The organism is Pseudomonas sp. P1_F7 (genome assembly GCF_056405655.1).
This window is the reverse complement of sequence record NZ_JBFUBR010000012.1, coordinates 202,358-224,866: the sequence shown is the minus strand read 5'-3', so window position 1 is coordinate 224,866 and position 22,509 is coordinate 202,358. Positions and strand designations below refer to the sequence as shown.

The following is a 22,509-nucleotide window of genomic DNA, read 5'->3' as shown; positions in this document are numbered from 1 at the left end:
TGTGGCGCTCGACATAATGCATGCACACCTTTCACAACCACCCGACGAATCCACTTCTAGACTTTCTCTATGGGCGGCGTATCCAGGACCGCGGGGATGAGCGCAACAGTCATCTGGAGGAACGGGACAAAGCCTGGCAGCAACAGAAGGATCAGGACGCCGTCCGGGCCTATCGCTCGCCGTAAGTCGCTTTCAGACATCCAGTGAAACCAGATGCCTGCGACCATGACCCAAACCCTATACCGGGAGAACTCCATGAGCCGTGCCTTCGTCAATGAAGATAACGCCACCGCGCAAGCCGATCAGCCTGTCGAACGGCAGGTCAGCGCGCAGCCCAATTACGTCACACCGCAAGGCCTGAAGCTGTTGCAGGACAAAGTCGCCGAACTGCAAACCCTGCATGCCGAGCAATCGGCAAAAGGCGAGCAGGCGGACAAACAGCGCCTGGCCGATCTCGAACGTGATCTGCGTTACTTCAAGCAGCGCCTGGGCAGCGCTCAGGTCGTACTCGCTGCGACCTCGACCGAGAAAGTGCAAATCGGCAGTTGGGTGACTTACGCCGACGAACATGCCACCGAACGCCGGGTACAACTGGTGGGCGAAGATCAGGCCGATGCAGCCCACGGCCTGATCAACTGGAGTTCGCCGCTGGGTCGGGCACTGCTCGGTGCACGACTCAACGACGAAGTGCTGTGGCAGCGCCCCGCCGGGGATCAACTGATAGAAGTGATTCGTATCGAACCGGCGTAGGCTTCGCCTAAACGACGCCTTGGGCCAGCATGGCATCGGCGACCTTCACGAAGCCGGCGATGTTCGCGCCTTTAACGTAATTGACCCGGCCGTTCTCTTCGCCGTAATGCACACAAGCATGGTGAATCGACTGCATGATCGCGTGCAACTTGCTGTCCACTTCGCCACCGGTCCACGCCAGGCGCATGGCGTTCTGCGACATTTCCAGCCCGCTCACCGCCACACCGCCGGCGTTGGATGCCTTGCCCGGCGCAAACAGAACGTCGGCTTCGATGAACAGGTCCACTGCCTCAAGGGTGGTCGGCATGTTCGCGCCTTCGGCCACGCAGATGCAGCCATTGCGCAGCAAGGTGCGAGCGGCTTCGGCATCCAGTTCGTTTTGCGTCGCACAAGGCAGCGCGATATCGCAGCTCAGGCTCCATGGCAGCTCACCTGCGCGGAACTCCAGGCCAAAACGGCCGGCCAGTTCACGGATACGCCCGCGCTGTACGTTTTTCAGTTCCAGCACCGCCAGCCATTGCTCCTCGGTCAAACCGCTTTCGCAATACAACGTGCCTTCGGAGTCGGACAGCGAAATCACTTTGCCGCCCAGGTCCATGACCTTGCGCGCGGCGTATTGCGCAACGTTGCCGGAGCCGGAGACTGCCACGCGCTTGCCCTCGACTGCCAAACCGCGGCGCTTGAGCATTTCTTCGGCGAAGTACACGCAACCGAAACCGGTGGCTTCCGGGCGAATCAGGCTGCCGCCGTAGCTTGGGCCTTTACCGGTCAGCACGCTGGTGAACTGGTTGCTCAGGCGCTTGTACTGGCCGAACAGGAAACCGATCTCCCGCGCGCCGACACCGATGTCCCCGGCCGGCACGTCAACGTCGGCACCAATGTGGCGGTACAACTCGCTCATAAAGGCCTGGCAGAAGCGCATGACTTCCGCGTCGCTTTTACCTTTGGGGTCAAAGTCCGACCCGCCCTTGCCGCCGCCCATGGGCAATGAAGTCAGGGAGTTTTTGAAGGTCTGTTCGAAGGCGAGGAATTTCAGCACGCCCAGGTTTACTGACGGGTGGAAACGCAGGCCGCCCTTGTACGGGCCGATTGCGCTGTTCATCTGGATGCGGAAACCGCGATTGACCTGGACCATGCCCTGATCGTCGACCCACGACACGCGAAACACCACCGCCCGCTCCGGCTCGCAGATGCGCTCCAGAATGCCCGAGGTCAGGTAATGCGGGTTGGCTTCAAGAAACGGCCACAGACTGCGCAGGACTTCTTCTACAGCCTGGTGGAATTCGGGTTGATCCGGGTCGCGTTTTTTCAGGCGCGCAAGGAAGGATTCGACGGATTCGATCATGGAAAAGTCTCGGCAAATTTATTGTCGTTGGAGGAGATTGAGCCGGACTGTAACAAACGATTCGCGCACAGGAACAGCGCAAAATGTCGCAGTTATGAAATTAAATGGTGCACAGGATATAAATTAATCCGGTTTTTTGAGCATATTTGCACCTGAATGGGGATTCACAATTCAAATCCTGCACCATCAGCAAACCGGCTATCACGAGCAGGTTCGCGATAGCCGCGCCGCAGAATCATTGAAAAAACACAGGCAAAAAAAACGGAGCCCGAAGGCTCCGCTCTTTATGCAACCAACCCGAAATCAGGCCAGCTTCTTGTAGCGTACACGATGCGGCTGGGCAGCCGCTTCGCCGAGGCGCTTTCTACGGTCGGCTTCGTACTCGGTGTAGTTGCCTTCGAAGAACACCGCTTGCGAGTCGTCTTCGTACGCCAGGATGTGAGTCGCGACGCGGTCAAGGAACCACCGGTCGTGGGAGATCACAATGGCGGCGCCCGGGAAGTCCAGCAGGGCTTCTTCCAGGGAACGCAGGGTTTCAACGTCGAGGTCGTTGGACGGTTCGTCGAGCAGCAGGACGTTGCCGCCCTCTTTCAGGGTCAGGGCCAGGTGCAAGCGACCGCGCTCACCACCGGACAGGTCCTTGACGAACTTCTGCTGATCGCCGCCCTTGAAGTTGAAGCGACCGACGTAGGTACGCGACGGGATTTCGTAGTTGCCGATGCGGATCTGGTCGGAACCGTCGGAGATCTGCTGGAACACGGTCTTGCTGCCGTCCAGGTCCTCGCGGCTCTGATCCACACAAGCAAGCTGCACGGTTTCACCGACTTCGATGCTGCCCGAATCCGGCGTTTCCTTGCCCATCAACATGCGGAACAGGGTCGACTTACCGGCACCGTTACCGCCGATCACGCCGACGATGGCGCCTTTAGGCATGGAGAACGACAGGTTGTCGATCAACACGCGATCGCCGTAACCCTTGGTGACGTTCTTGAATTCGATGACCTTGTCGCCCAGGCGCGGACCGGCCGGGATGTAGATCTCGTTGGTCTCGCTGCGCTTCTGGAATTCCTGGGATTGCATTTCTTCGAAGCGTTGCAAACGTGCCTTGGATTTCGACTGGCGGGCCTTGGCGCCTTTGCGCACCCACTCCAGTTCTTCCTTCATGGCTTTTTCGTGGGCCGACTGCTGCTTGGATTCGGCAGCCAGACGATCGGACTTGGCTTCCAGCCAACCCGAATAGTTGCCCTCGTATGGAATGCCCGCACCGCGGTCGAGTTCCAGAATCCAGCCGGCAACGTTGTCCAGGAAGTAACGGTCGTGCGTGATCGCTACCACAGTGCCTGGGAAGTCGTGCAGGAAGTGCTCGAGCCACGCAACGGAGTCGGCGTCCAGGTGGTTGGTGGGTTCGTCGAGCAGCAGCATGTCCGGTGCGGACAGCAGCAGGCGGCACAGGGCCACACGACGCTTTTCACCACCGGACAGAACTTCGACCTTGGCATCCCAGGCCGGCAGACGCAGCGCATCGGCGGCAACTTCCAGCTGACGCTCCAGGTTATGGCCGTCGCTGGCTTGCAGGATGGCTTCGAGCTTGGCCTGTTCGGCCGCCAGCTTGTCGAAGTCGGCATCCGGATCGGCGTAGGCCGCGTAGACCTCGTCCAGGCGCGCCTGGGCGTCCTTGATCACGCTGACCGCTTCCTCGACCACTTCACGCACGGTCTTGGTCGGATCCAGTTGTGGTTCCTGCGGCAGGTAGCCGATGTTCAGCTCCGGCATCGGACGGGCTTCGCCCTCGAACTCGGTGTCGACGCCAGCCATGATTTTCAGCAGCGTGGACTTACCCGAACCGTTGAGGCCGAGTACGCCGATCTTGGCGCCAGGGAAGAAGGACAGAGAAATGTTTTTCAGGATTTCCCGCTTCGGCGGAACAACTTTGCCCAGCCGATGCATGGTGAATACGTATTGAGCCATGGAGAACCTAGGGTCAGTGACTGATGAATGATTGGAGCGCAGGCAATGCCCGGCCAGACCGTGCGCGTCGTCCGTAAGAGGCGACGCTGAAAAAGTCTGAGTCTAGGAGCTGGAACGCTCCCGCGTAACCGGCAAAGCTACCTTAATGACCGGTGGCAGTCCAGCCGACGGACAGGGGCTGGCACTTCGCCACAACTCAAGGCATGCTAGCCGCCCTTCGGGCGTCCGGCTTATAGTGCACGTCGCGCCAGTCCAGCCAAACCGCAGGATGACAGCTTGTCCAAAGTCCCTCCGCCTCTGACTTCCAGTGCGCCGGCCACAGAGCCTGGCCCCCCCCTGCGCGGGACCTTGAAGGGCACCTTGGCGACACTCGCATTATTGCTGCTGGCCCTGCTGTTCTGGCAGTTGCTCGATCAGTTGCGCGAAACCCAGAAAAACCAGCGTCAATACACCATCGATTACACCGCCGATCTGGCCGCGCAGGTCAGCCTGAACATGGCGCTCAACGCGCAGATCGCCCTCAACCTGTTGCCGATCGTCGAGCAACCGCAGGACGCCGATGAGCTGCAGGCCCTGCTGCGCAAGCTGCAACAGTCGCTGCCGGATCTGCGCAGCCTGACTTTGCTCAGCCCCTCGGGAAGAGTCATCAGTGACAGCGCTCCCGACAGCGATGACAGCGACTACCTGGGTGAACTGGTACGCCGCAGCCACGCCCAGGCGCACTATTTCAGCAATGCCACCGACGGCTCCGTGGTGTATTTATTGTTGCATCAGGCCAGCGGCAGTTCCCGCGGCTACTGGGCCTTGCGCCTGACGCCCACCTTCTTTTCGTCCTTGACCAAGCAAAGTGAGGCCGGCGGCCGCCCGTTGTGGCTGGTGGAGAACCGCATCAATCACCAGATCATAAGCCGCGACGAAACGCTGCCCTCGGTCAATCCGGGCATGCTGACCGAGGACGATGTCGCCAACAGCGTGCTGACGGTTCCGCTGAGCAGCAGCGATTGGCAACTGCGCGGCTTGTTCGACCGTCAGCGCGTGCTGGAAGAACTGCTACCGGCGTTCATCGGCAAATGCCTGCTGGGCCTGGCGTTTTCCATGCTGCCGTTCATCGCCTTGCTGAACATGCGCCGGCGTCAGCGCCAATTGAGCGAAGGCCGCCGGCGTTATCAGGACATTTTCGAAGGCACCGGCGTGGCTTTGTGTGTCCTGGACATGTCCGGGCTCAAGGTCTTTTTCGACAAGGCAAAACGGCAGGGCAGAGAACAACTGCACGCGTGGCTGGCGATCCCGGAGCAACGCCGGCCATTGCTCAAGGAACTGCGGATCACCGAGGTCAACCAGGTCGCGCTGCAACTGCTTAATGTCGATAGCGCCGACAAAGCCTGGAAACTGCTGATCGACGGCCATCCGCAGGACGGTTCCGCCATCGGCAACCAGGTGCTCGACGCGGTGCTCAACCAGCAGCAACAGCTTGAGCTGGAATTCAAACTCAAGGATGCCAGCGGTCGCGACCAGCATTTGTGGCTGGTGCTGCGCCTGCCGCAAACCCAGGACGACTATAAAGCGGTGATCCTGAGCATCACCGACATCACCAGCCGCAAGCTCATCGAACTGTCATTGCAGGAGCGCGAAGGGTTCTGGTCGGACGTGGTGCGCACCGTACCGGATCACCTGTATGTGCAGGATGTGATCAGCCAGCGCATGATCTACAGCAACCACCATCTGGGCCAGACCCTGGGTTACAACCGTACCGAACTGCACCAGATGGGCGAGTACTTCTGGGAAATCCTCCTGCATCCCGAAGACGCCGACTATTACCATCGCTCCCGCCAGGTCCAGCGCCAGGCCGGTTATCGCCAATTGATGCAGTGCCAGCTGCGCTTCCGCCATCGGGACGGCCAGTGGCGACGCTTCGAGATTCGCGAGCAGGCACTGGCGCGGGACAAGGACGATCAAGTCACGCGCATCATCGGCGTGGCCAAGGACATCACCGACCAGATCGAAGCCAGCGAATCCCTGCGCGACAGCGAGCAGCGCTACCGGATGCTCGCCGAAAGCATCAGCGACGTAATCTTCTCCACCGACAGCCGCCTTAACCTCAATTACGTCAGCCCTTCGGTGCAAGCGGTGCTGGGTTACGACGCCGAGTGGATTTTCCAGAACGGCTGGCAATCGACCATTGCCAATCCGCAACAACTGACCGGCATCTACCACCTGATGGACCGGGTCAGCAAAGCGCTGGATCAACCGGACCAACTCGCGCTGTTGCGCAGCCAGGTGCAAACCCAACTGTTCCTGTTCGACTGCCTGCGGGCCGACGGGCGCAAGATTCCGATCGAACTGCGCCTGGTATTGGTCTGGGACGAACACGGTACGTTCGAAGGCGTGCTCGGCGTCGGCCGCGACATCAGCCAGCAACGCCGGGCCGAAAAAGACTTGCGCATGGCCGCCACGGTATTCGAACACTCGACCTCGGCGATCCTGATCACCGACCCGGCCGGCTACATCGTCCAGGCCAACGAAGCCTTCAGTCGTGTCAGCGGTTATGCCGTGGAGCAGGTCCTCGACCAGTTGCCGAACATGCTGACCGTCGACGACCAACAGGAAGCCCACCTGCACTACGTGCTCAAGCAATTGGGCCAGCACAGCACCTGGGAAGGCGAAGTCTGGCTCAAGCGCCGCAACGGCGAGCACTACCCGGCCTGGGTCGGGATCACCGCCGTACTCGACGACGAAGGCGACCTGGCCAGCTATGTGTGTTTCTTCAGCGACATCAGCGAGCGCAAGGCCAGCGAGCAACGGATTCACCGCCTCGCCTACTACGACGCCCTGACCCACCTGCCCAACCGATCGCTGTTCCAGGATCGCCTGCACACGGCATTGCAATCGGCCGAACGGCAGAAGTCGTGGGTGGTGCTGATGTTCCTCGATCTTGATCGCTTCAAGCCGATCAACGACTCCCTCGGCCACGCCGCCGGCGACCGCATGCTCAAGGAAATGGCCACGCGTCTGCTCGGTTGCGTCGTCGATGACGACACCGTGGCGCGTATGGGCGGTGACGAATTCACCTTGCTCCTGCAACCGCGAGCCAACCGTGAAATCGCCCTGAACCGGGCAATTCATGTGGCCGAACAGATTCTCGCCAGCCTGGTGAAACCGTTCGTGCTCGAGGGCCGTGAGTTCTTCGTCACGGCCAGTATCGGTATCGCCCTGAGCCCGCAGGACGGCAACGAACTCAGCCAGTTGATGAAGAACGCCGACACCGCGATGTACCACGCCAAGGAGCGTGGCAAGAACAACTTCCAGTTCTATCAGGCGGACATGAACGCCAGCGCCCTGGAGCGCCTGGAACTGGAAAGTGACTTGCGCCATGCCCTGGAACAAAACGAATTCGTGCTGTATTACCAGCCGCAGTTCAGCGGCGACGGCAAGCGCCTGACCGGTGCCGAGGCACTGTTGCGCTGGCGCCATCCACGCCGCGGCCTGGTGCCGCCGGGGGATTTCATTCCGGTGCTCGAAGAGCTCGGGCTGGTGGTGGATGTCGGCGACTGGGTGATCAGCGAAGCCTGCCGCCAACTCAAAGCCTGGCACCAGGCCAAGGTACGGGTGCCGAAGGTGTCGGTGAACATCTCGGCGCGGCAGTTCTCCGACGGCCAGCTCGGCACGCGAATCGCCACCATCCTCAAGGAAACCAGCCTGCCGCCGGCGTGCCTGGAACTGGAACTCACCGAAAGTATCCTGATGCGCGAAGTCAGCGAGGCGATGCAGATCCTCGATGGCCTGAAAAACCTCGGTCTGAGCATTGCGGTCGACGATTTCGGTACCGGTTACTCATCGCTCAACTACCTCAAGCAGTTCCCGATCGACGTACTGAAGATCGACCGCACCTTCGTCGACGGCCTGCCGTCGGGTGAGCAGGATGCGCAGATCGCCCGGGCGATAATTGCCATGGCCCACAGCCTGAACCTGGCGGTGATCGCTGAGGGCGTGGAAACCCACGAGCAGCTTGATTTTCTGAGGGAGCACGGTTGCGACGAGGTGCAGGGTTACTTGTTCGGCCGTCCGATGCCGGCGGGTCGGTTCGAAGGGCAGTTCAGCAATGATGCGCTGTTCATGTTTGATTGAAATTTGCGGCGCGGCTACTGGCCTCATCGCGAGCAAGCTCGCTCCCACAGTGGATCTACAGTGTTCGTACACTTTGTGTACAACCGAGAGCCCTGTGGGAGCGAGCTTGCTCGCGATTGGGCCGGCATGATCACCGCTAACCCCCGCATGAACACCACTTGTCTGCGACATGATGTCGTTTCATATGCCTTCCAAAAGCCATTGGGTTAGAATGCCCCCCTTTTCCGCCCCCGATCCTTGAGGACCGCCATGTTCAGCCGTGATTTGACTATTGCCAAGTACGACGCCGATCTCTTTGCCGCCATGGAGCAAGAAGCTCAGCGCCAGGAAGAGCACATTGAGCTGATCGCTTCGGAAAACTACACCAGCCCTGCGGTGATGGAAGCTCAAGGCTCGGTACTGACCAACAAGTACGCCGAAGGCTACCCGGGCAAGCGCTACTACGGTGGTTGCGAGTATGTAGACATCGTAGAGCAGCTGGCTATCGATCGCGCCAAAGAGCTGTTCGGCGCCGACTACGCCAACGTTCAGCCGCACGCCGGTTCGCAAGCCAACAGCGCCGTTTACCTGGCCCTGCTGTCGGCTGGCGACACCATCCTGGGCATGAGCCTGGCCCACGGTGGTCACCTGACCCACGGTGCCAGCGTTTCGTCCTCCGGCAAGCTGTACAACGCCATCCAGTACGGCATCGACGCCAACGGCCTGATCGACTACGACGAAGTCGAGCGCCTGGCTGTCGAGCACAAGCCGAAAATGATCGTGGCCGGTTTCTCTGCCTACTCGCAGATCCTCGACTTCCCGCGCTTCCGTGCAATCGCCGACAAGGTAGGTGCCTACCTGTTCGTCGACATGGCCCACGTGGCTGGTCTGGTAGCCGCTGGCGTCTACCCGAACCCGGTTCCATTCGCTGACGTCGTGACCACCACCACCCACAAGACCCTGCGCGGTCCACGTGGCGGCCTGATCCTGGCTCGCGCCAACGCCGACATCGAGAAGAAGCTGAACTCCGCGGTATTCCCGGGCGCCCAGGGCGGCCCACTGGAGCACGTGATCGCAGCCAAGGCGATCTGCTTCAAGGAAGCACTGCAGCCTGAGTTCAAGGTTTACCAGCAACAAGTGGTGAAGAACGCCCAGGCCATGGCCGGCGTGTTCATCGAACGCGGCTTCGACGTGGTTTCCGGCGGTACTCAGAACCACCTGTTCCTGTTGTCGCTGATCAAGCAGGAAATCTCCGGTAAAGACGCCGACGCCGCTCTGGGCAAAGCGTTCATCACCGTGAACAAGAACTCCGTGCCAAACGACCCACGCTCCCCGTTCGTCACCTCAGGCCTGCGCTTCGGCACTCCGGCTGTGACCACTCGCGGCTTCAAGGAAGCAGAGTGCAAGGAACTGGCCGGCTGGATCTGCGACATCCTGGCTGACCTGAACAACGAAGCGGTGATCGATGCCGTTCGTGAGAAGGTCAAGGCCATCTGCAAGAAGCTGCCGGTGTACGGCGCTTAATCAGCCCGTTAAACCGTAGCTATAAAAACCGGCCAGAGATGGCCGGTTTTTTTTCGCCCGTTTTTTATTCAGCCGGGGGAAAGGCTCTAAACCGGGCTCACTCACCAACTGGTAAGACCGGTCATGCCAATTTTCTAATTTTTACTTGCGAACACCCAAAAACAGCGCCTAGACTGCGCCTGCACTGGACATACCGGTAAGACCACAATAATTAAGTTCTGAATCTGATGTGCCCCGCACACGGCAGCCAGAACACCGACCAGGATTCCTCCCATGCTCAGATGGTGCTCGCGTTCAATCTTCCTCCAAGTGGTTCTCGGACTGGTGCTCGGCATCGTCTGCGGGCTGACCCTTCCCGAATACTCAGCTCAGCTCAAACCGCTCGGTGACGGTTTTATCAAGCTGATCAAAATGCTCATCGGCCTGATTGTGTTTTGCGTAGTGGTCAGCGGCATCAGCGGTGCCGGCGACCTGAAGAAGGTCGGCCGTATCGGCCTGAAATCGGTGATCTACTTTGAAGTGCTGACCACCATCGCCCTGGTGATCGGTCTGGTGTTCGCCTTCAGCACCGGCATCGGCAGCGGCGCGAACATTCATCTGGAGCAGCTTTCCGCAGCCGACATGGGCGACATTGCCCAGCGCGGTCAGCACATGCACACCACCACACAGTTCCTGATGGACCTGATTCCGACTTCGGTGATCGGTGCCTTTGCCGATAACAATATCCTGCAGGTCCTGCTGTTTTCAGTGTTGTTTGGCAGTGCACTGAATCTGGTGGGCGAGGCGGCATCGGGTATTTCGCGGCTGATCAATGAACTCAGCCACGTGATCTTCCGCATCATGGGCATGATCGTGCGACTGGCACCGATCGGCGTGTTCGGCGCGATCGCCTTCACCACCAGCAAATATGGTCTGGACTCGCTGCAACACCTGGGCAGCCTGGTCGGCCTGTTCTACCTGACCTGTACTGCCTTCGTGGCCCTGATTCTCGGCCTGGTGATGCGCCTCTCTGGCCTGAAGATGTGGCCGTTGCTCAAGTACCTGCGCGAAGAACTGTTGATCGTCATGGGCACCGCGTCCTCCGATGCCGTGCTGCCACAAATCATGCGCAAGCTTGAGCATCTGGGCATCGGCAGTTCGACGGTCGGGTTGGTGATTCCTACCGGTTACTCGTTCAACCTCGACGGCTTCTCGATCTACCTGACCCTGGCCATTGTGTTCATCGCCAATGCCACCGGCACGCCGCTGGCGATGACCGACCTGCTGACGATTCTGTTGGTATCGTTGATCACCTCCAAAGGTGCCCACGGCATTCCGGGCTCGGCGCTGGTTATTCTGGCGGCCACCCTGACAGCCATTCCGGCAATTCCGGTGGTGGGTCTGGTGCTGGTGCTGGCCGTGGACTGGTTCATGGGCATCGGCCGGGCGCTGACCAACCTGATCGGCAACTGTGTGGCGACCGTCGCCATCGCGCGGTGGGAAAAGGACATCGATGTGCAGCGGGCGAACAAGGTACTTTCCGGCCAGGCGGGTTATACCTTCCAACCGCGAAAACCGGTCGCACCGGCGCATCAGCAGGAATTCTGAATCATCGGTGTGCCGGCCCCACCTTGGCCGGCACACTTTCACCACTTTTAGATGCTCATGGAGCGAACAGTGATTACCTCGTCGACCGTTGTAAATTCAGTCGTGGAAAAACTTCGGGCCGCACTGGCCCGCGGTCAGTGGCGCTCCGGCGAAATGCTGCCGGGGCAACGCGAACTGGCCGAACAACTGGGCATCAGCCGCCCGAGCCTGCGTGAGGCGGTCATTGTCCTGGAAACCCTTGGCCTGGTGCGTTCGATGCCGGGCAAAGGCGTGGTGGTGCTCGAAGCCAATCTCGCCGACAGCCAGGCGCATGACAGTGCAGTGGCCGCAGCGAGCCTGGAAGACGTGCTGCAACTGCGCTACACCCTCGAGCCGTTCATCGTCGGCCTCGTGGCGCAGTCCATCAGCAGTAAGGAGGTCGGGCAACTGCGCCTGACCCTGATGGACATGCGCGAAGCCCTGGAGGCCAATGACAGTGAAGCCGGCGTAAGCGCCTACATCGCGTTCCACGAAGAGCTGTTCACGCTGACGTCGAACCCGATCTTCCAGAGCGTGGTCCAGCAAACCAGCAATGCCCTCAAGCAAAGCGCCGAGGTGTTGCACAACTCCCCGGAGCACCTGGCTGAACGCCTTGAAGAAAACGAAGCCGTGGTGCGGGCGATCCGTAGCAAGAACAGCGCCCAGGCCAGTGCCGAGATGCGTCGACATATTTTGTGCGAAGGCCAGCGCATGGGCATCGAACTGAACATCCCGGAAGACAACCTCGGCAGTTGAAACCTCTTCGAACTGGAGATTGGCCATGAACAGCTTTGCCTCGCCACAAACGCTCGCCACCCTGCCCGTCCGCCCTTCGGTGGATGATCTGTATTCACGGGTCCTCGATGCCATTTTCGAACAGCGCATCCATTCGGCCAGTCGCTTTACGGAAGAAAGCCTGGCGCAGATGTTCGGTGCTCGACGCAGCGACATGCGTGACGTGCTGAAGCGACTGTCCCATCAGCAGATCATCATCCTTCGAGTCAACCATCGTCCCCGCGTCGCCGAGCTTGATGCCGAGCAGACCCGGCAGACACTGCATGCCCGGCGTCTGGCCGAGATCATGCTGGTGCGGCTGGCCTGTCAGCGTCCATGCGCGCAAGACTTGAAGCGCCTGCGGACCCTGGTCGAAAACGAGCGTCAATGCGCCGAGCGTGGCCGGGCGATTCGTTTGTCGGGAGAATTTCATCTGCAGTTGGCACAAATGGCGGGGAATGCACCGCTAGCGCATTTTCTTGAGAGCCTGGTACCGCTGACTTCCTTGGCGATTGCGCAGTTTGATCTACAGCAGAAGGATTATTGCGCGGGGCAAGTGCACATGGAGATTCTGGATGCGCTGGAGCGAGGAGATGCCGCGACGGCGCAAGTCGCGCTCAACCGGCATCTGGATGACCTGGAAGATTTGTTGCTGAGTCCTGCATCGGCACTGGGCCAAAACTGTGCCGCAGGTTAGTCCGCTTTCGCGAGCAGGCTTGCCCCCACAGGGAACTGCACTTCAAATGTGGGAGCGAGCCTGCTCGCGATGGCGGCTTAAGGCTCACTGCAATTTCTGACTTTAATCCGCCGCCACCCGCGCAAACCCTTCGCGAATCTTTCCTTCCGGCAAATCATCGGCAATGAACACGATCACGCTCTCGCGCACTTCCTCTTCAGCCCACTCTGTATCCCAGTCGAAACCATAAAGTTTCAGCACACCCTGAAACACCATGCGACGCGATTCGCCGAGGATATTCAACACACCTTTGTAGCGCAGCAGTTGCTTGCCATGGTCTTCCAGCAGTTCGTTCATGAACTCGCTGAGCCTATCGATATCCAGCGGCTTTTCAGTACGCAGCACCAGACTGGAAATCCGGTCGATGGACGGCGCTTTGCTCACCGGGCGCAAATTTACCCCGCCACCAAGATCGGCATTGAGGTTGAACCCGCGCACGTCGAGCAACTCGGCCAGGTCGATCTTGCCGTGGTCGACCACGCGGATCGGGGCGCGACGGTTGATGCGGGTCAGGCGCTCGCTCAATGCGGTGAAGGTCGGCTCGTCTACCAGATCGCGCTTGCTCACCAGCAATCGGTCGGCGAAACCGATCTGCGCCTGGGCGATGGTCTGGGCCAAGTGCAAATCGGCATGTGCCGCGTCGACCAGGGTGATGATGCCGTCGAGGATATAGCGCTCGCGCAACTCTTCGTCGATGAAAAAGGTTTGCGCCACGGGCGCAGGGTCGGCCAGACCGGTGCATTCGATCACCAGGCGGTCGAAGGCGATGTCGCCCCTATCCAGACGCTCCAGCAACAAGTAAAGCGCTTTGGTCAGGTCGGTATGGATGGTGCAGCAGACGCAGCCATTGGACAGCGTCATCACTTGCACCGGCTCATCGCCCAACAACTGGGTATCGATACCGGCATCGCTGAACTCGTTCTCGATCACGGCAATTTTCAGGCCGTGCTCGGCCTTGAGCAGGTGACGCAACAGGGTGGTCTTGCCGGCGCCGAGGAAGCCGCTGAGGATTGTTACGGGGATGGGAGAGGACACGCTGGATCTCCTGTTGCACAAAATCAAAAAAGTACACAAAACAAATGTGGGAGCGGGCTTGCTCGCGATGGCGGCTTAACATTCAACATCACTGTTGATTGATAGTCCGTCATCGCGAGCAAGCTCGCTCCCACAGGTATTGCCGTTAATCCGACAACCGGATCAACAGCACTTCGGCCCACCCTTGCCACCGTAACGGGCTTCCTGACGCTCCCGAAAGAACATCTCATAGCTCATCACCGGTTTGTCCGGGTGTTTGGTCTGCATATGCTCGACGTAGTTGTCGTAGTCGGGCATGCCGACCATCAGGCGCGCAGCCTGACCGAGGTATTTACCGAGGCGACTCAGGTCATTGAACATGGTGCAAATCCTCGATCACGCTTCCGGCAGCGCCTGGAATGGCGCTTCTTTATCCGTACGCTCCTTGCTGCCCCAGGCGGAGATACCGACCTTGAGCGCGAAGAACAGGATGCTGAACACCACGAACAGGAACAGCGCGGTCAGCGTCGCGTTGGTGTAGGCGTTGAAGATCACGTGCTGCATCTGGGTGATGTCCTTGGCCGGGGCGAGGATCTGACCGTTGGCCAGCGCATCGCTGTATTTCTTCGCCAGCGACAGGAAGCCGATCGCCGGGTTGGCATCGAACAGCTTGATGAAGCCCGCCGTAGTGGTGCAGATCAGCAACCATACCGCCGGCAGCAAGGTTACCCAGATGTAGCGCTGGCGTTTCATCTTGATCAGCACCACGGTGCCAAGCATCAGCGCGATACCGGCCAGCATCTGGTTGGAGATACCGAACAGCGGCCACAGGGTGTTGATGCCGCCCAATGGATCGATCACGCCCTGGTACAGCAGATAACCCCACATGGCCACGCAACCGGCGGTGGCGATCAGGTTGGCGGTCCAGGATTCGGTGCGGCGCAGGGCCGGCACAAACGAGCCGAGCAAGTCCTGGAGCATGAAACGCCCGGCACGGGTACCGGCGTCGACCGCCGTCAGGATGAACAGCGCTTCGAACAGGATCGCGAAGTGGTACCAGAACGCCATGGTGTTTTCACCCGGCAGAACACTGTGCAGGATCTGTGCAATACCGACCGCCAGGGTCGGCGCACCACCGGCACGGGCCAGGATGGTGGTTTCACCGATGTCATGGGCCACCGCCTGCAGCGCTTCCGGCGTGATGGCAAAGCCCCAGTTGCTGACCGCTGTCGCTACCGCCACCACATCCCCGCCGACGACGGCGGCCGGGCTGTTCATGGCGAAGTACACGCCCGGTTCGATCACCGACGCGGCGACCATCGCCATGATCGCCACGAACGATTCCATCAGCATGCCGCCGTAACCGATGTAGCGGGCGTTGGTTTCGTTATCCAGCAGTTTCGGCGTGGTCCCGGAAGAGATCAGCGCGTGGAAACCCGATACCGCGCCACAGGCGATGGTGATGAACAGGAACGGGAACAGCCCGCCCTTCCATACCGGACCGGTGCCGTCGACGAACTGGGTCAGGGCCGGCATTTTCAGCTCGGGCATGGTCACCAGGATACCGATGGCCAGAGCGACGATGGTGCCGATTTTCAGGAAGGTCGACAGGTAGTCACGGGGCGCCAGGATCAGCCACACCGGCAATACCGCCGCGACAAAACCGTAACCGATCAGCATCCAGGTGATCTGGATACCGGTAAAGCTGAACGCCTTGGCCCACACCGGATCCGCGGCAATCTGCCCGCCGAGCCAGATCGAACCGAGCAGCAACAGCACGCCGATGACGGAGATCTCGCCGATACGACCCGGACGGATGTAGCGCATGTAGATGCCCATGAACATCGCGATCGGGATGGTCGCCATTACCGTGAAAATGCCCCAAGGGCTCTCGGCCAAGGCTTTCACCACGATCAGCGCCAGCACCGCGAGGATGATGATCATGATCAGGAAGCAACCGAACAGCGCGATGGTACCGGGGATGCGGCCCATTTCCTCACGGACCATGTCGCCGAGGGACCGGCCGTTGCGGCGGGTGGACATGAACAGGACCATGAAGTCCTGCACCGCACCGGCCAGCACCACGCCGGCAATCAGCCACAGCGTGCCGGGCAGATAGCCCATCTGCGCTGCCAATACCGGGCCGACCAGCGGACCAGCGCCAGCGATGGCCGCGAAGTGGTGGCCGAAGAGAATGTGTTTGTTGGTCGGAACGTAGTCCAGACCGTCATTGTTGAGCACAGCGGGAGTGGCCCGTCGCGCATCGAGTTGCATGACATTGTGAGCGATGAACAGACTGTAGTAGCGATAGGCGACCAGATAGATGGCCACGGCAGCGACCACAATCCACAAGGCGTTGATTGCCTCGCCTCGGCGCAATGCCACGACACCCAGGGCGCACGCACCTACGATTGCCAGCACCAGCCAAGGCAAATGGCGTAGCGGGCTATTATTATTTTTCATTTTATTATTCCAGCCAGAGTGGACAAGAAAGACAGCCACCCCGAGTTTAGCGCTCCTGACGACAAAGGCCATACCCCGACATTGGTCTAGACGCCTGCACGCGCTGGCCGCCTTCAAGAATGCAGGTCTATAGTCAGCGTAAATCTACGAGGATCGCGCCATGAGCGAGCACCCTGCCGAACGTCGCCGCTTCAAACGTATTGCGTTCGATGCCCGGACCGAGCTGAGTCAGGGCGAATCCACCTGGCCGGTGAAGTTGATTGATCTGTCGCTCAAGGGATTACTGATTGAGCGACCCGATCCGTGGTTGGGCAATCCGCAGCAGGATTTTCTGGTCGACATTCATCTGAGCGAAGAGGCCGACATTACCATGGATGTGCGACTCGCCCACGACGACCATGGCCAACTCGGCTTTGTCTGCCTGCACATCAGTCTGGAGTCCATCGAACGCTTGCGGCGATTGATCGAGCTCAATCTCGCTGATCCGCAGGAACTGGAGCGAGAACTAGGTGCGCTGATCGAGATCTAGCCATCACCGAAAATCTTTGTGGGAGCGAGCTTGCTCGCGATGGCGGCCGTTCAGTCAATAAAGAGATTGTCTGAATCAATGCTATCGCGAGCAAGCTCGCTCCCACAGGGTTTGTATTCAACCTGCAAGTTATTCGAACAATGCGTCCAGTGCCTGCTCCAGACGAGTGACAGCAATGATCTGCAACCCAGCCGGCGCCTCTTTCGGCGCATTGCCCTTGGGCACGATGGCCCGTTTGAAGCCGTGCTTGGCGGCTTCTTTCAAACGCTCCTGACCGCTCGGCACCGGACGCACCTCACCGGAAAGCCCAACCTCACCGAACACCAGCAGATCGTGGGGCAACGGCCGGTTGCGCAAACTGGACATCACCGCCGCCATCAACGCCAGATCGGACGCCGTTTCCAGCACCTTGACCCCGCCGACCACGTTGAGAAACACGTCCTGATCGTGGGTCGGAATGCCACCGTGACGGTGCAGCACCGCCAGCAACATCGCCAGCCGGTTTTGATCCAGCCCCAGCGTGACCCGACGCGGGTTGGCCAGGTGACTGTCGTCCACCAGTGCCTGAACCTCCACCAGCATCGGCCGCGTACCTTCCCATGTTGCCATCACCACACTGCCCGGGACTTCTTCCTGGGCACGGGTCAGAAAAATCGCCGACGGGTTGGAGACTTCTTTCAGACCTTTGTCGGTCATGCCGAAAACGCCCAGTTCATTGACTGCACCGAAGCGGTTCTTCACCGCCCGCAGCAGACGCAGGCGCCCGTCGGACTCACCTTCGAAATACAGCACGGTGTCGACCATGTGCTCCAGCACCCGAGGGCCAGCCAGCGCGCCTTCCTTGGTGACGTGGCCCACCAGGAAAATCGCCGTACCGCTCTGTTTGGCATAACGCACCAGCAACGCCGCGCTTTCACGCACCTGGGATACACCGCCCGGTGCCGATTGCAGTTGCTCGGTAAAGATCGTCTGGATCGAGTCGATCACCATCACCCTGGGCTTTTCCTGACGGGCCGTGGCAATGATGGTTTCGATGCAGGTTTCGGTCATGACCCGCAATTGATCCTGAGGCAATCCCAGGCGCCGCGCACGCATGGCCACTTGCTGCTGGGATTCTTCACCGGTGACGTACAGCGCCGGCATGCTCTTGGCGAGGTTGCACAAGGTTTGCAACAGAATGGTCGACTTGCCGATGCCGGGGTCGCCACCGATCAGCACCACCGAGCCGTCCACCAGCCCCCCCCCCAGAACCCGGTCCAGCTCGCTGGAAGCGGTGGAGAAACGCGGAACTTCTTCGACACTGACTTCGGCCAGGGTCTTGATCTGCGCCTGCTGGCCGGCCCAGCCGGTACGACCGCTGGGGGCGGCTGCCCCGCCGCTTTCCACCATGGTTTCGGTGAGCGTGTTCCAGGCCCCGCACTCACCGCACTGGCCGGCCCATTTGGGGAAGGTTGAGCCGCATTCGGTGCAGCCGTACATGCGCTTGGCCTTGGCCATCGGAACTCCCGGAAAAAAACGCGATGATAGCTCAGCCAGGGCGCGTGAGTGCGGCCAGATATTTCGCAACCTCTTTGATAATTTCAAATAACCACATAAAATACAGGTATATTGAGAGACACCCACCATACAAAACCTTGTATAAGTTTTTTTGCTCAACTCGGCCAACAAACTCTAGTGACATGCCATATCGCACGCTTTGAAAACCTATACAAACTTTATTCATTTACATACTTTTTGCACAACTCCGAAAACATTCACACAAAACGCAGCATTGATTCAGGGAAACACGCAACTTGTCAGACACCCAAAACCAACTAAACAGTTCATATCACTGCAACTGCAGTTAATTTTCAATAGAGCCTCCCGACCACTAACTGCCCGATCATCTTTAACGCTCCGATTCAGGGATGGTCTCTCAACCTTGGCTCGCCCACACAAACGACGCCATTTCGCTGAAAAAAATGTCGTATGCGAACTCCGCAGAAGGCCTGGCCGCCCCTCAGATGCGATCAATCAGTGAATTTTTCAACACCACCAGGGTCGATGGCTGGCAAGCACAGCAGGCAGTTGATTCGAGCAGGATGCGATTTGCTGATTTACACTGCGTTCATCTACCTCATCTGTAACAAGGAAATAACCTATGGGCGTGCTAAACGAGTTCAAGGCCTTCGCGGTCAAAGGCAACGTGGTCGATATGGCCGTCGGCATCATCATCGGTGCGGCCTTCGGCAAGATCGTTACGTCGTTTGTCGGTGACCTGATCATGCCGCCAATCGGGATGCTGATCGGGGGCGTGGACTTCAGTGATCTGGCCATAACGCTCAAGGCAGCAGACGGCGCCATTCCTGCGGTGGTGCTGGCCTATGGCAAATTCATCCAGACCATCATCGACTTCGTCATTGTCGCCTTTGCAATCTTCATGGGCGTCAAGGCCATCAACCGCCTGAAGCGCGAAGAGGCCGTGGCCCCTAGCCTGCCGCCGGTTCCCACCAAGGAAGAAGAGTTGCTGGGCGAGATCCGCGACTTGCTCAAGGCCCAAAACAACCGGCCTTGACTGCTCTAGCAAAAAAACGGCGCCTTTGAGGCGCCGTTTTTCTTACCAGAAGTTTTCCACCGCCACCTGGCCGGGTCGCCGGCTGAGGCTCAAGTGCATGTCCCGCTGTTTAAGCAGCTTGCGCGTGTCATCGATCATCTGCGGGTTGCCGCACAGCATGACCCGTGAATGCTCAGGCATCAGCGCAACACCTGCGGCGCGCTCCAGCTCGCCGTTTTCAATCAGCGTGGTGATCCGTCCGTTCAATGCGCCAGGATGCTGTTCACGAGTAACCGTGGCGATGAATTGCAGCTTGTGTGCGTACTCCGCCAGATACTCAAGTTGCGCCAGTCCCGCGATCAGCTCCTGATAAGCCAGTTCCCGGGCTTCGCGAACGCTGTAGACCAGGATGATCCGCTCGAATTTCTCCCAGACTTCGAAATCCTGGAGTATTGACAGGAACGGCGCGATGCCCGTGCCTGTGGATAACAACCACAGATCGCGTCCATCGACAAAACGGTCCAGCGTCAAGTAGCCGAAGGCCTGGCGGTCGACCAGCAATGTATCGTCAACGCCCAGGCGACTGAGCTCACTGGTGAACTCACCGCCCGGTACGACAATGGAAAAGAACTCGAGGAACTCGTCAAAGGGCGAGGACACCATGGAGTAGGCGCGCCATACCGTGCTGCCGTCAGCCTTGGTGACACCCAATCGGGCAAACTGCCCCGCCCGAAAACGAAACCCTGCATCCCGCGTGGCGCGCAGGGTAAACAGATTCGGGGTCAGCGGATGAACCTCGAGCAAGGTCTGGCGCGTAAATTTTTCTTCACTGACGGACATGGAGGGCTCCAATCAAAAGATACCCCAGTGTCCCGCAAAGAAAGCAGCGTAAACACCGACAATTTGTAGTGACATTAATATGCACTAGTGACTGTTTGCTAAATGGACACACAACCATGATTATAAAATGCCATATGGCATTTTATAACGCATCGATTGCCTAAGAACCTGGAACACACTTTTCCAGCACTCAAAAGAGCAAAATTGTCGAACCTTTACAGTAGGAACTGTCCTACACTTCGTGACGTGCCGGATATTGGATCCAAAATTGCACCCAGAAGACACACTGATGGAGATCATTGTATGGAGATCTGGAAGGAGTCACAGCTCAAACAATTGGCGCATACGCAAGAGATCAATACTGCCTATCGAATCGCGCTCAACTTCGCTAGAAACCTTGGATATAAATTTTGTGGCTTTTCAATTACTTCGAACTCATTCGGGGTCGGCACCAGTACGGTGAACCTGAACAATTTCCCCCATGAGTGGAATATTCAATATGAAAAAAACAACGCCACGCAAATAGATCCAGTAGTGGCGCACTGCAACCATTCAATGTTGCCTGTTCTCTGGAGCGAAGAGCTTTTTTCCAGGACGCCATGGTTATGGCAGTTGCTGCAGCAACACGGTCTGCGGCATGGCTGGTCCCAAGCGATCCACGATGAGGAAACCGGTCTGTGCAGTATTCTCAGCCTGGCCAGAAGCCATTGCCCGATTTCAGCCTATGAGCTGTACGAGAATCTTGGATTCTCGGTGTTCATCAGTCGCCATTTGCACGCTCTGGTGATCGCAATGCAACCGAAAAAACCGGCTCGCCCTCAGGCCCCCCCTTTGTCACGGCGGGAACTCGAAGTATTGAAACTGTCGGCCGAAGGCAAGACGGCCTATGAAATTTCCAGGATCCTCAATTTGAGTGAGCGCACGGTCAACTTTCATGTGCACAGGGCTATCGAGAAGCTCGGCGTCAACAACAAGATTGCGGCAGTCATCGCCGCGGCCCGGTCCGGAGCCATCTGAAAGCGCCCGATTCCGGGAAAACCTGCGGGTAATCCAGGCAAAAAAACCGTACCATTTGCGGTCCTTCCTGAGTGATGGCGTGAAGACCTTCACGACGCAGTGCACTCGGACGGCTCCACCCGCTCCAACGCCTTCGGGCAGCGGGACATCCGTTGATTACCCAGAGCCCCGCCCCATGCCTTTGCTCGAAACACCCTTCGCCAGCCTCGACCTGATCCGCCAGCCCGAACAGCAGAACGAACCGCTGCAAGCTTTCGATGCGGCCGATGAATACCTGCTCAATCATCTGGCCGAACAGCAGCCGGCGTCGGACACCCGGGTATTGGTGCTCAATGACAGTTTCGGCGCGTTGGCCGCCAGCCTGGCGGGCAAGGTGAAGGTGGTCAGCAGCGGTGATTCGTTCCTGGCTTTCCAGGGTCTGGAAAAGAACCTGGTGCGCAACGGCCTGGCGTTTGATGCGGTGCCAAGCGTCCCCGCCAGCGAGGCCCCTGTGGGGCCGTTCGACCGGGTGCTGATCCGCGTACCGAAAACCCTGGCACTGCTGGAAGAACAACTGATCCGCCTGCAAGGCCAACTGGCACCCGGCGCCGAAGTGGTAGCCGCGGCCATGATCAAACATCTGCCCCGGGCGGCAGGCGATTTGCTGGAGCGTTACATCGGCCCCGTGCAAGCCTCGTTGGCGGTGAAGAAGGCGCGGCTATTGATTGCCACGGCTCAAGACAAAACTCCAGCTGCATCGCCTTACCCAACGCGATACAGACTCGACGAACCGGCTATTGAACTGCTCAACCACGCCAATGTGTTTTGCCGCGAAGGCCTGGACATCGGCACCCGGGCGTTTTTGCCACACCTGCCGAAAAACCTTGGCTCGGCGCGGGTCGCCGATCTCGGTTGCGGCAATGGCGTTCTGGCCATTGCCAGCGCCCTGCAAAACCCCGAGGCCCACTACACGCTGGTGGACGAGTCATTCATGGCCGTGCAATCGGCCTGCGAAAACTGGCGCGCAGCGCTGGGTGAACGGGAAGTGAACGCGCGAGCCGGTGACGGTCTGGCCGGCCAGGAACCGCAATCGCTGGACGTCGTGCTGTGCAATCCACCGTTTCACCAGCAACAAGTAGTGGGCGACTTCCTGGCCTGGCGGATGTTCCAGCAGGCGCGCGAAGCGCTGGTCGTGGGCGGCGCGCTGTACATCGTCGGCAATCGTCACCTGGGTTACCACAGCAAGCTGGCGCGCTTGTTCCGGGGCGTCGAACAAGTGGCAGCCAATCCGAAATTCGTCATCCTCAAGGCGCGCAAGTAACAGGCAA

General features: G+C 59.1%; 18 protein-coding genes. 11 read left to right on the top strand and 7 right to left on the bottom strand.

Translation table 11 applies throughout. The annotated features are described in order from the left end of the window. The first annotated feature begins 20 nt into the window (after positions 1–20). Complete coding sequence (locus AC1D1M_RS19035) at positions 21–185, top strand: hypothetical protein (RefSeq protein ID WP_477776881.1); 165 nt, start codon at positions 21–23, stop codon at positions 183–185. 70 nt (positions 186–255) lie between these two features. After that, on the top strand, positions 256–750 hold the full coding sequence (locus AC1D1M_RS19030) for a GreA/GreB family elongation factor (RefSeq protein WP_477776824.1): 495 nt from the start codon (positions 256–258) through the stop codon (positions 748–750). A gap of 7 nt (positions 751–757) precedes the next feature. Here AC1D1M_RS19030 and gdhA read toward each other — a convergent pair whose 3' ends face one another. Then, a complete protein-coding gene (gene gdhA, locus AC1D1M_RS19025; protein ID WP_477776823.1) occupies positions 758–2,095 on the bottom strand; it encodes an NADP-specific glutamate dehydrogenase in 1,338 nt (445 codons plus the stop codon). A 303-nt stretch (positions 2,096–2,398) separates the two neighbouring features. After that, positions 2,399–4,063: an energy-dependent translational throttle protein EttA gene (gene ettA / locus AC1D1M_RS19020; protein WP_477776822.1), complete on the bottom strand. Its 1,665-nt coding sequence runs from the start codon at positions 4,061–4,063 to the stop codon at positions 2,399–2,401. Positions 4,064–4,339: 276 nt separating this feature from the next. Between ettA and AC1D1M_RS19015 the strand changes: the two genes are divergently transcribed. From AC1D1M_RS19015 to AC1D1M_RS18995, 5 genes are all read left to right on the top strand, one after another. Further along, a complete protein-coding gene (locus AC1D1M_RS19015) occupies positions 4,340–8,188 on the top strand; it encodes a sensor domain-containing protein (protein WP_477776821.1) in 3,849 nt (1,282 codons plus the stop codon). A 249-nt stretch (positions 8,189–8,437) separates the two neighbouring features. Beyond that, entirely contained in the window at positions 8,438–9,691 is a 1,254-nt protein-coding gene (glyA, locus tag AC1D1M_RS19010; protein ID WP_223461054.1) for a serine hydroxymethyltransferase, read from the top strand. A gap of 273 nt (positions 9,692–9,964) precedes the next feature. Further along, positions 9,965–11,278, top strand: a complete 1,314-nt coding sequence (locus AC1D1M_RS19005) for a C4-dicarboxylate transporter DctA (RefSeq protein ID WP_108216408.1) — start codon at positions 9,965–9,967, stop codon at positions 11,276–11,278. 69 nt (positions 11,279–11,347) lie between these two features. Then, positions 11,348–12,052, top strand: coding sequence for a FadR/GntR family transcriptional regulator (locus AC1D1M_RS19000; RefSeq protein WP_477776820.1), 705 nt, complete (start codon positions 11,348–11,350; stop codon positions 12,050–12,052). Positions 12,053–12,077: 25 nt separating this feature from the next. After that, the gene (locus AC1D1M_RS18995) at positions 12,078–12,767 is read left to right on the top strand and encodes a GntR family transcriptional regulator (protein ID WP_477776819.1); all 690 of its coding nucleotides are present in this window, start codon (positions 12,078–12,080) and stop codon (positions 12,765–12,767) included. Positions 12,768–12,869: 102 nt separating this feature from the next. Here the strand turns inward: AC1D1M_RS18995 and yjiA are convergent, their stop codons facing one another. The 3 genes from yjiA to AC1D1M_RS18980 form a co-directional block, all read right to left on the bottom strand. Next, a complete protein-coding gene (yjiA, locus tag AC1D1M_RS18990) occupies positions 12,870–13,841 on the bottom strand; it encodes a GTPase (protein ID WP_477776818.1) in 972 nt (323 codons plus the stop codon). A 162-nt stretch (positions 13,842–14,003) separates the two neighbouring features. Continuing rightward, positions 14,004–14,201, bottom strand: a complete 198-nt coding sequence (locus AC1D1M_RS18985; RefSeq protein ID WP_007895266.1) for a YbdD/YjiX family protein — start codon at positions 14,199–14,201, stop codon at positions 14,004–14,006. 15 nt (positions 14,202–14,216) lie between these two features. Then, positions 14,217–16,283, bottom strand: a complete 2,067-nt coding sequence (locus tag AC1D1M_RS18980) for a carbon starvation CstA family protein (protein ID WP_477776817.1) — start codon at positions 16,281–16,283, stop codon at positions 14,217–14,219. 160 nt (positions 16,284–16,443) lie between these two features. On the opposite strand from AC1D1M_RS18980, the gene AC1D1M_RS18975 reads away from it, so the two are divergent. Next, a complete protein-coding gene (locus AC1D1M_RS18975) occupies positions 16,444–16,812 on the top strand; it encodes a PilZ domain-containing protein (RefSeq protein ID WP_477776816.1) in 369 nt (122 codons plus the stop codon). A gap of 129 nt (positions 16,813–16,941) precedes the next feature. On the opposite strand, the gene radA is transcribed toward AC1D1M_RS18975, so the two are convergent. After that, positions 16,942–18,309 carry a DNA repair protein RadA gene (radA, locus tag AC1D1M_RS18970; protein WP_103396481.1) on the bottom strand — a complete coding sequence of 456 codons (1,368 nt, stop codon included), beginning with the start codon at positions 18,307–18,309 and terminating at the stop codon, positions 16,942–16,944. Between the two features lie 643 nt (positions 18,310–18,952). Between radA and mscL the strand changes: the two genes are divergently transcribed. After that, positions 18,953–19,366, top strand: a complete 414-nt coding sequence (mscL, locus tag AC1D1M_RS18965; RefSeq protein ID WP_477776815.1) for a large-conductance mechanosensitive channel protein MscL — start codon at positions 18,953–18,955, stop codon at positions 19,364–19,366. Between the two features lie 42 nt (positions 19,367–19,408). Here the strand turns inward: mscL and AC1D1M_RS18960 are convergent, their stop codons facing one another. After that, positions 19,409–20,185, bottom strand: a complete 777-nt coding sequence (locus AC1D1M_RS18960) for a ferredoxin--NADP reductase (protein ID WP_477776814.1) — start codon at positions 20,183–20,185, stop codon at positions 19,409–19,411. A gap of 303 nt (positions 20,186–20,488) precedes the next feature. On the opposite strand from AC1D1M_RS18960, the gene AC1D1M_RS18955 reads away from it, so the two are divergent. Together AC1D1M_RS18955 and AC1D1M_RS18950 are read left to right on the top strand one after the other, a co-directional pair. Continuing rightward, positions 20,489–21,202 carry an autoinducer binding domain-containing protein gene (locus tag AC1D1M_RS18955; protein ID WP_477776813.1) on the top strand — a complete coding sequence of 238 codons (714 nt, stop codon included), beginning with the start codon at positions 20,489–20,491 and terminating at the stop codon, positions 21,200–21,202. Positions 21,203–21,377: 175 nt separating this feature from the next. Next, positions 21,378–22,502 (top strand): methyltransferase, encoded by a 1,125-nt coding sequence (locus tag AC1D1M_RS18950; protein WP_477776812.1) that lies wholly within the window; start codon positions 21,378–21,380, stop codon positions 22,500–22,502. The last annotated feature ends 7 nt before the right edge of the window (positions 22,503–22,509 follow it).

Excerpts from the sequence above, each read along its gene's own strand:
- AC1D1M_RS19035 (WP_477776881.1), top strand. The coding sequence starts at position 21 with ATGCACACCTTTCACAACCACCCGACGAATCCACTTCTAGACTTTCTC.
- AC1D1M_RS19030 (WP_477776824.1), top strand. The coding sequence starts at position 256 with ATGAGCCGTGCCTTCGTCAATGAAGATAACGCCACCGCGCAAGCCGAT.
- gdhA (WP_477776823.1), bottom strand. The coding sequence starts at position 2,095 with ATGATCGAATCCGTCGAATCCTTCCTTGCGCGCCTGAAAAAACGCGAC.
- ettA (WP_477776822.1), bottom strand. The coding sequence starts at position 4,063 with ATGGCTCAATACGTATTCACCATGCATCGGCTGGGCAAAGTTGTTCCG.
- glyA (WP_223461054.1), top strand. The coding sequence starts at position 8,438 with ATGTTCAGCCGTGATTTGACTATTGCCAAGTACGACGCCGATCTCTTT.
- AC1D1M_RS19005 (WP_108216408.1), top strand. The coding sequence starts at position 9,965 with ATGCTCAGATGGTGCTCGCGTTCAATCTTCCTCCAAGTGGTTCTCGGA.
- AC1D1M_RS18995 (WP_477776819.1), top strand. The coding sequence starts at position 12,078 with ATGAACAGCTTTGCCTCGCCACAAACGCTCGCCACCCTGCCCGTCCGC.
- AC1D1M_RS18985 (WP_007895266.1), bottom strand. The coding sequence starts at position 14,201 with ATGTTCAATGACCTGAGTCGCCTCGGTAAATACCTCGGTCAGGCTGCG.
- AC1D1M_RS18980 (WP_477776817.1), bottom strand. The coding sequence starts at position 16,283 with ATGAAAAATAATAATAGCCCGCTACGCCATTTGCCTTGGCTGGTGCTG.
- AC1D1M_RS18975 (WP_477776816.1), top strand. The coding sequence starts at position 16,444 with ATGAGCGAGCACCCTGCCGAACGTCGCCGCTTCAAACGTATTGCGTTC.
- radA (WP_103396481.1), bottom strand. The coding sequence starts at position 18,309 with ATGGCCAAGGCCAAGCGCATGTACGGCTGCACCGAATGCGGCTCAACC.
- mscL (WP_477776815.1), top strand. The coding sequence starts at position 18,953 with ATGGGCGTGCTAAACGAGTTCAAGGCCTTCGCGGTCAAAGGCAACGTG.
- AC1D1M_RS18960 (WP_477776814.1), bottom strand. The coding sequence starts at position 20,185 with ATGTCCGTCAGTGAAGAAAAATTTACGCGCCAGACCTTGCTCGAGGTT.
- AC1D1M_RS18955 (WP_477776813.1), top strand. The coding sequence starts at position 20,489 with ATGGAGATCTGGAAGGAGTCACAGCTCAAACAATTGGCGCATACGCAA.
- AC1D1M_RS18950 (WP_477776812.1), top strand. The coding sequence starts at position 21,378 with ATGCCTTTGCTCGAAACACCCTTCGCCAGCCTCGACCTGATCCGCCAG.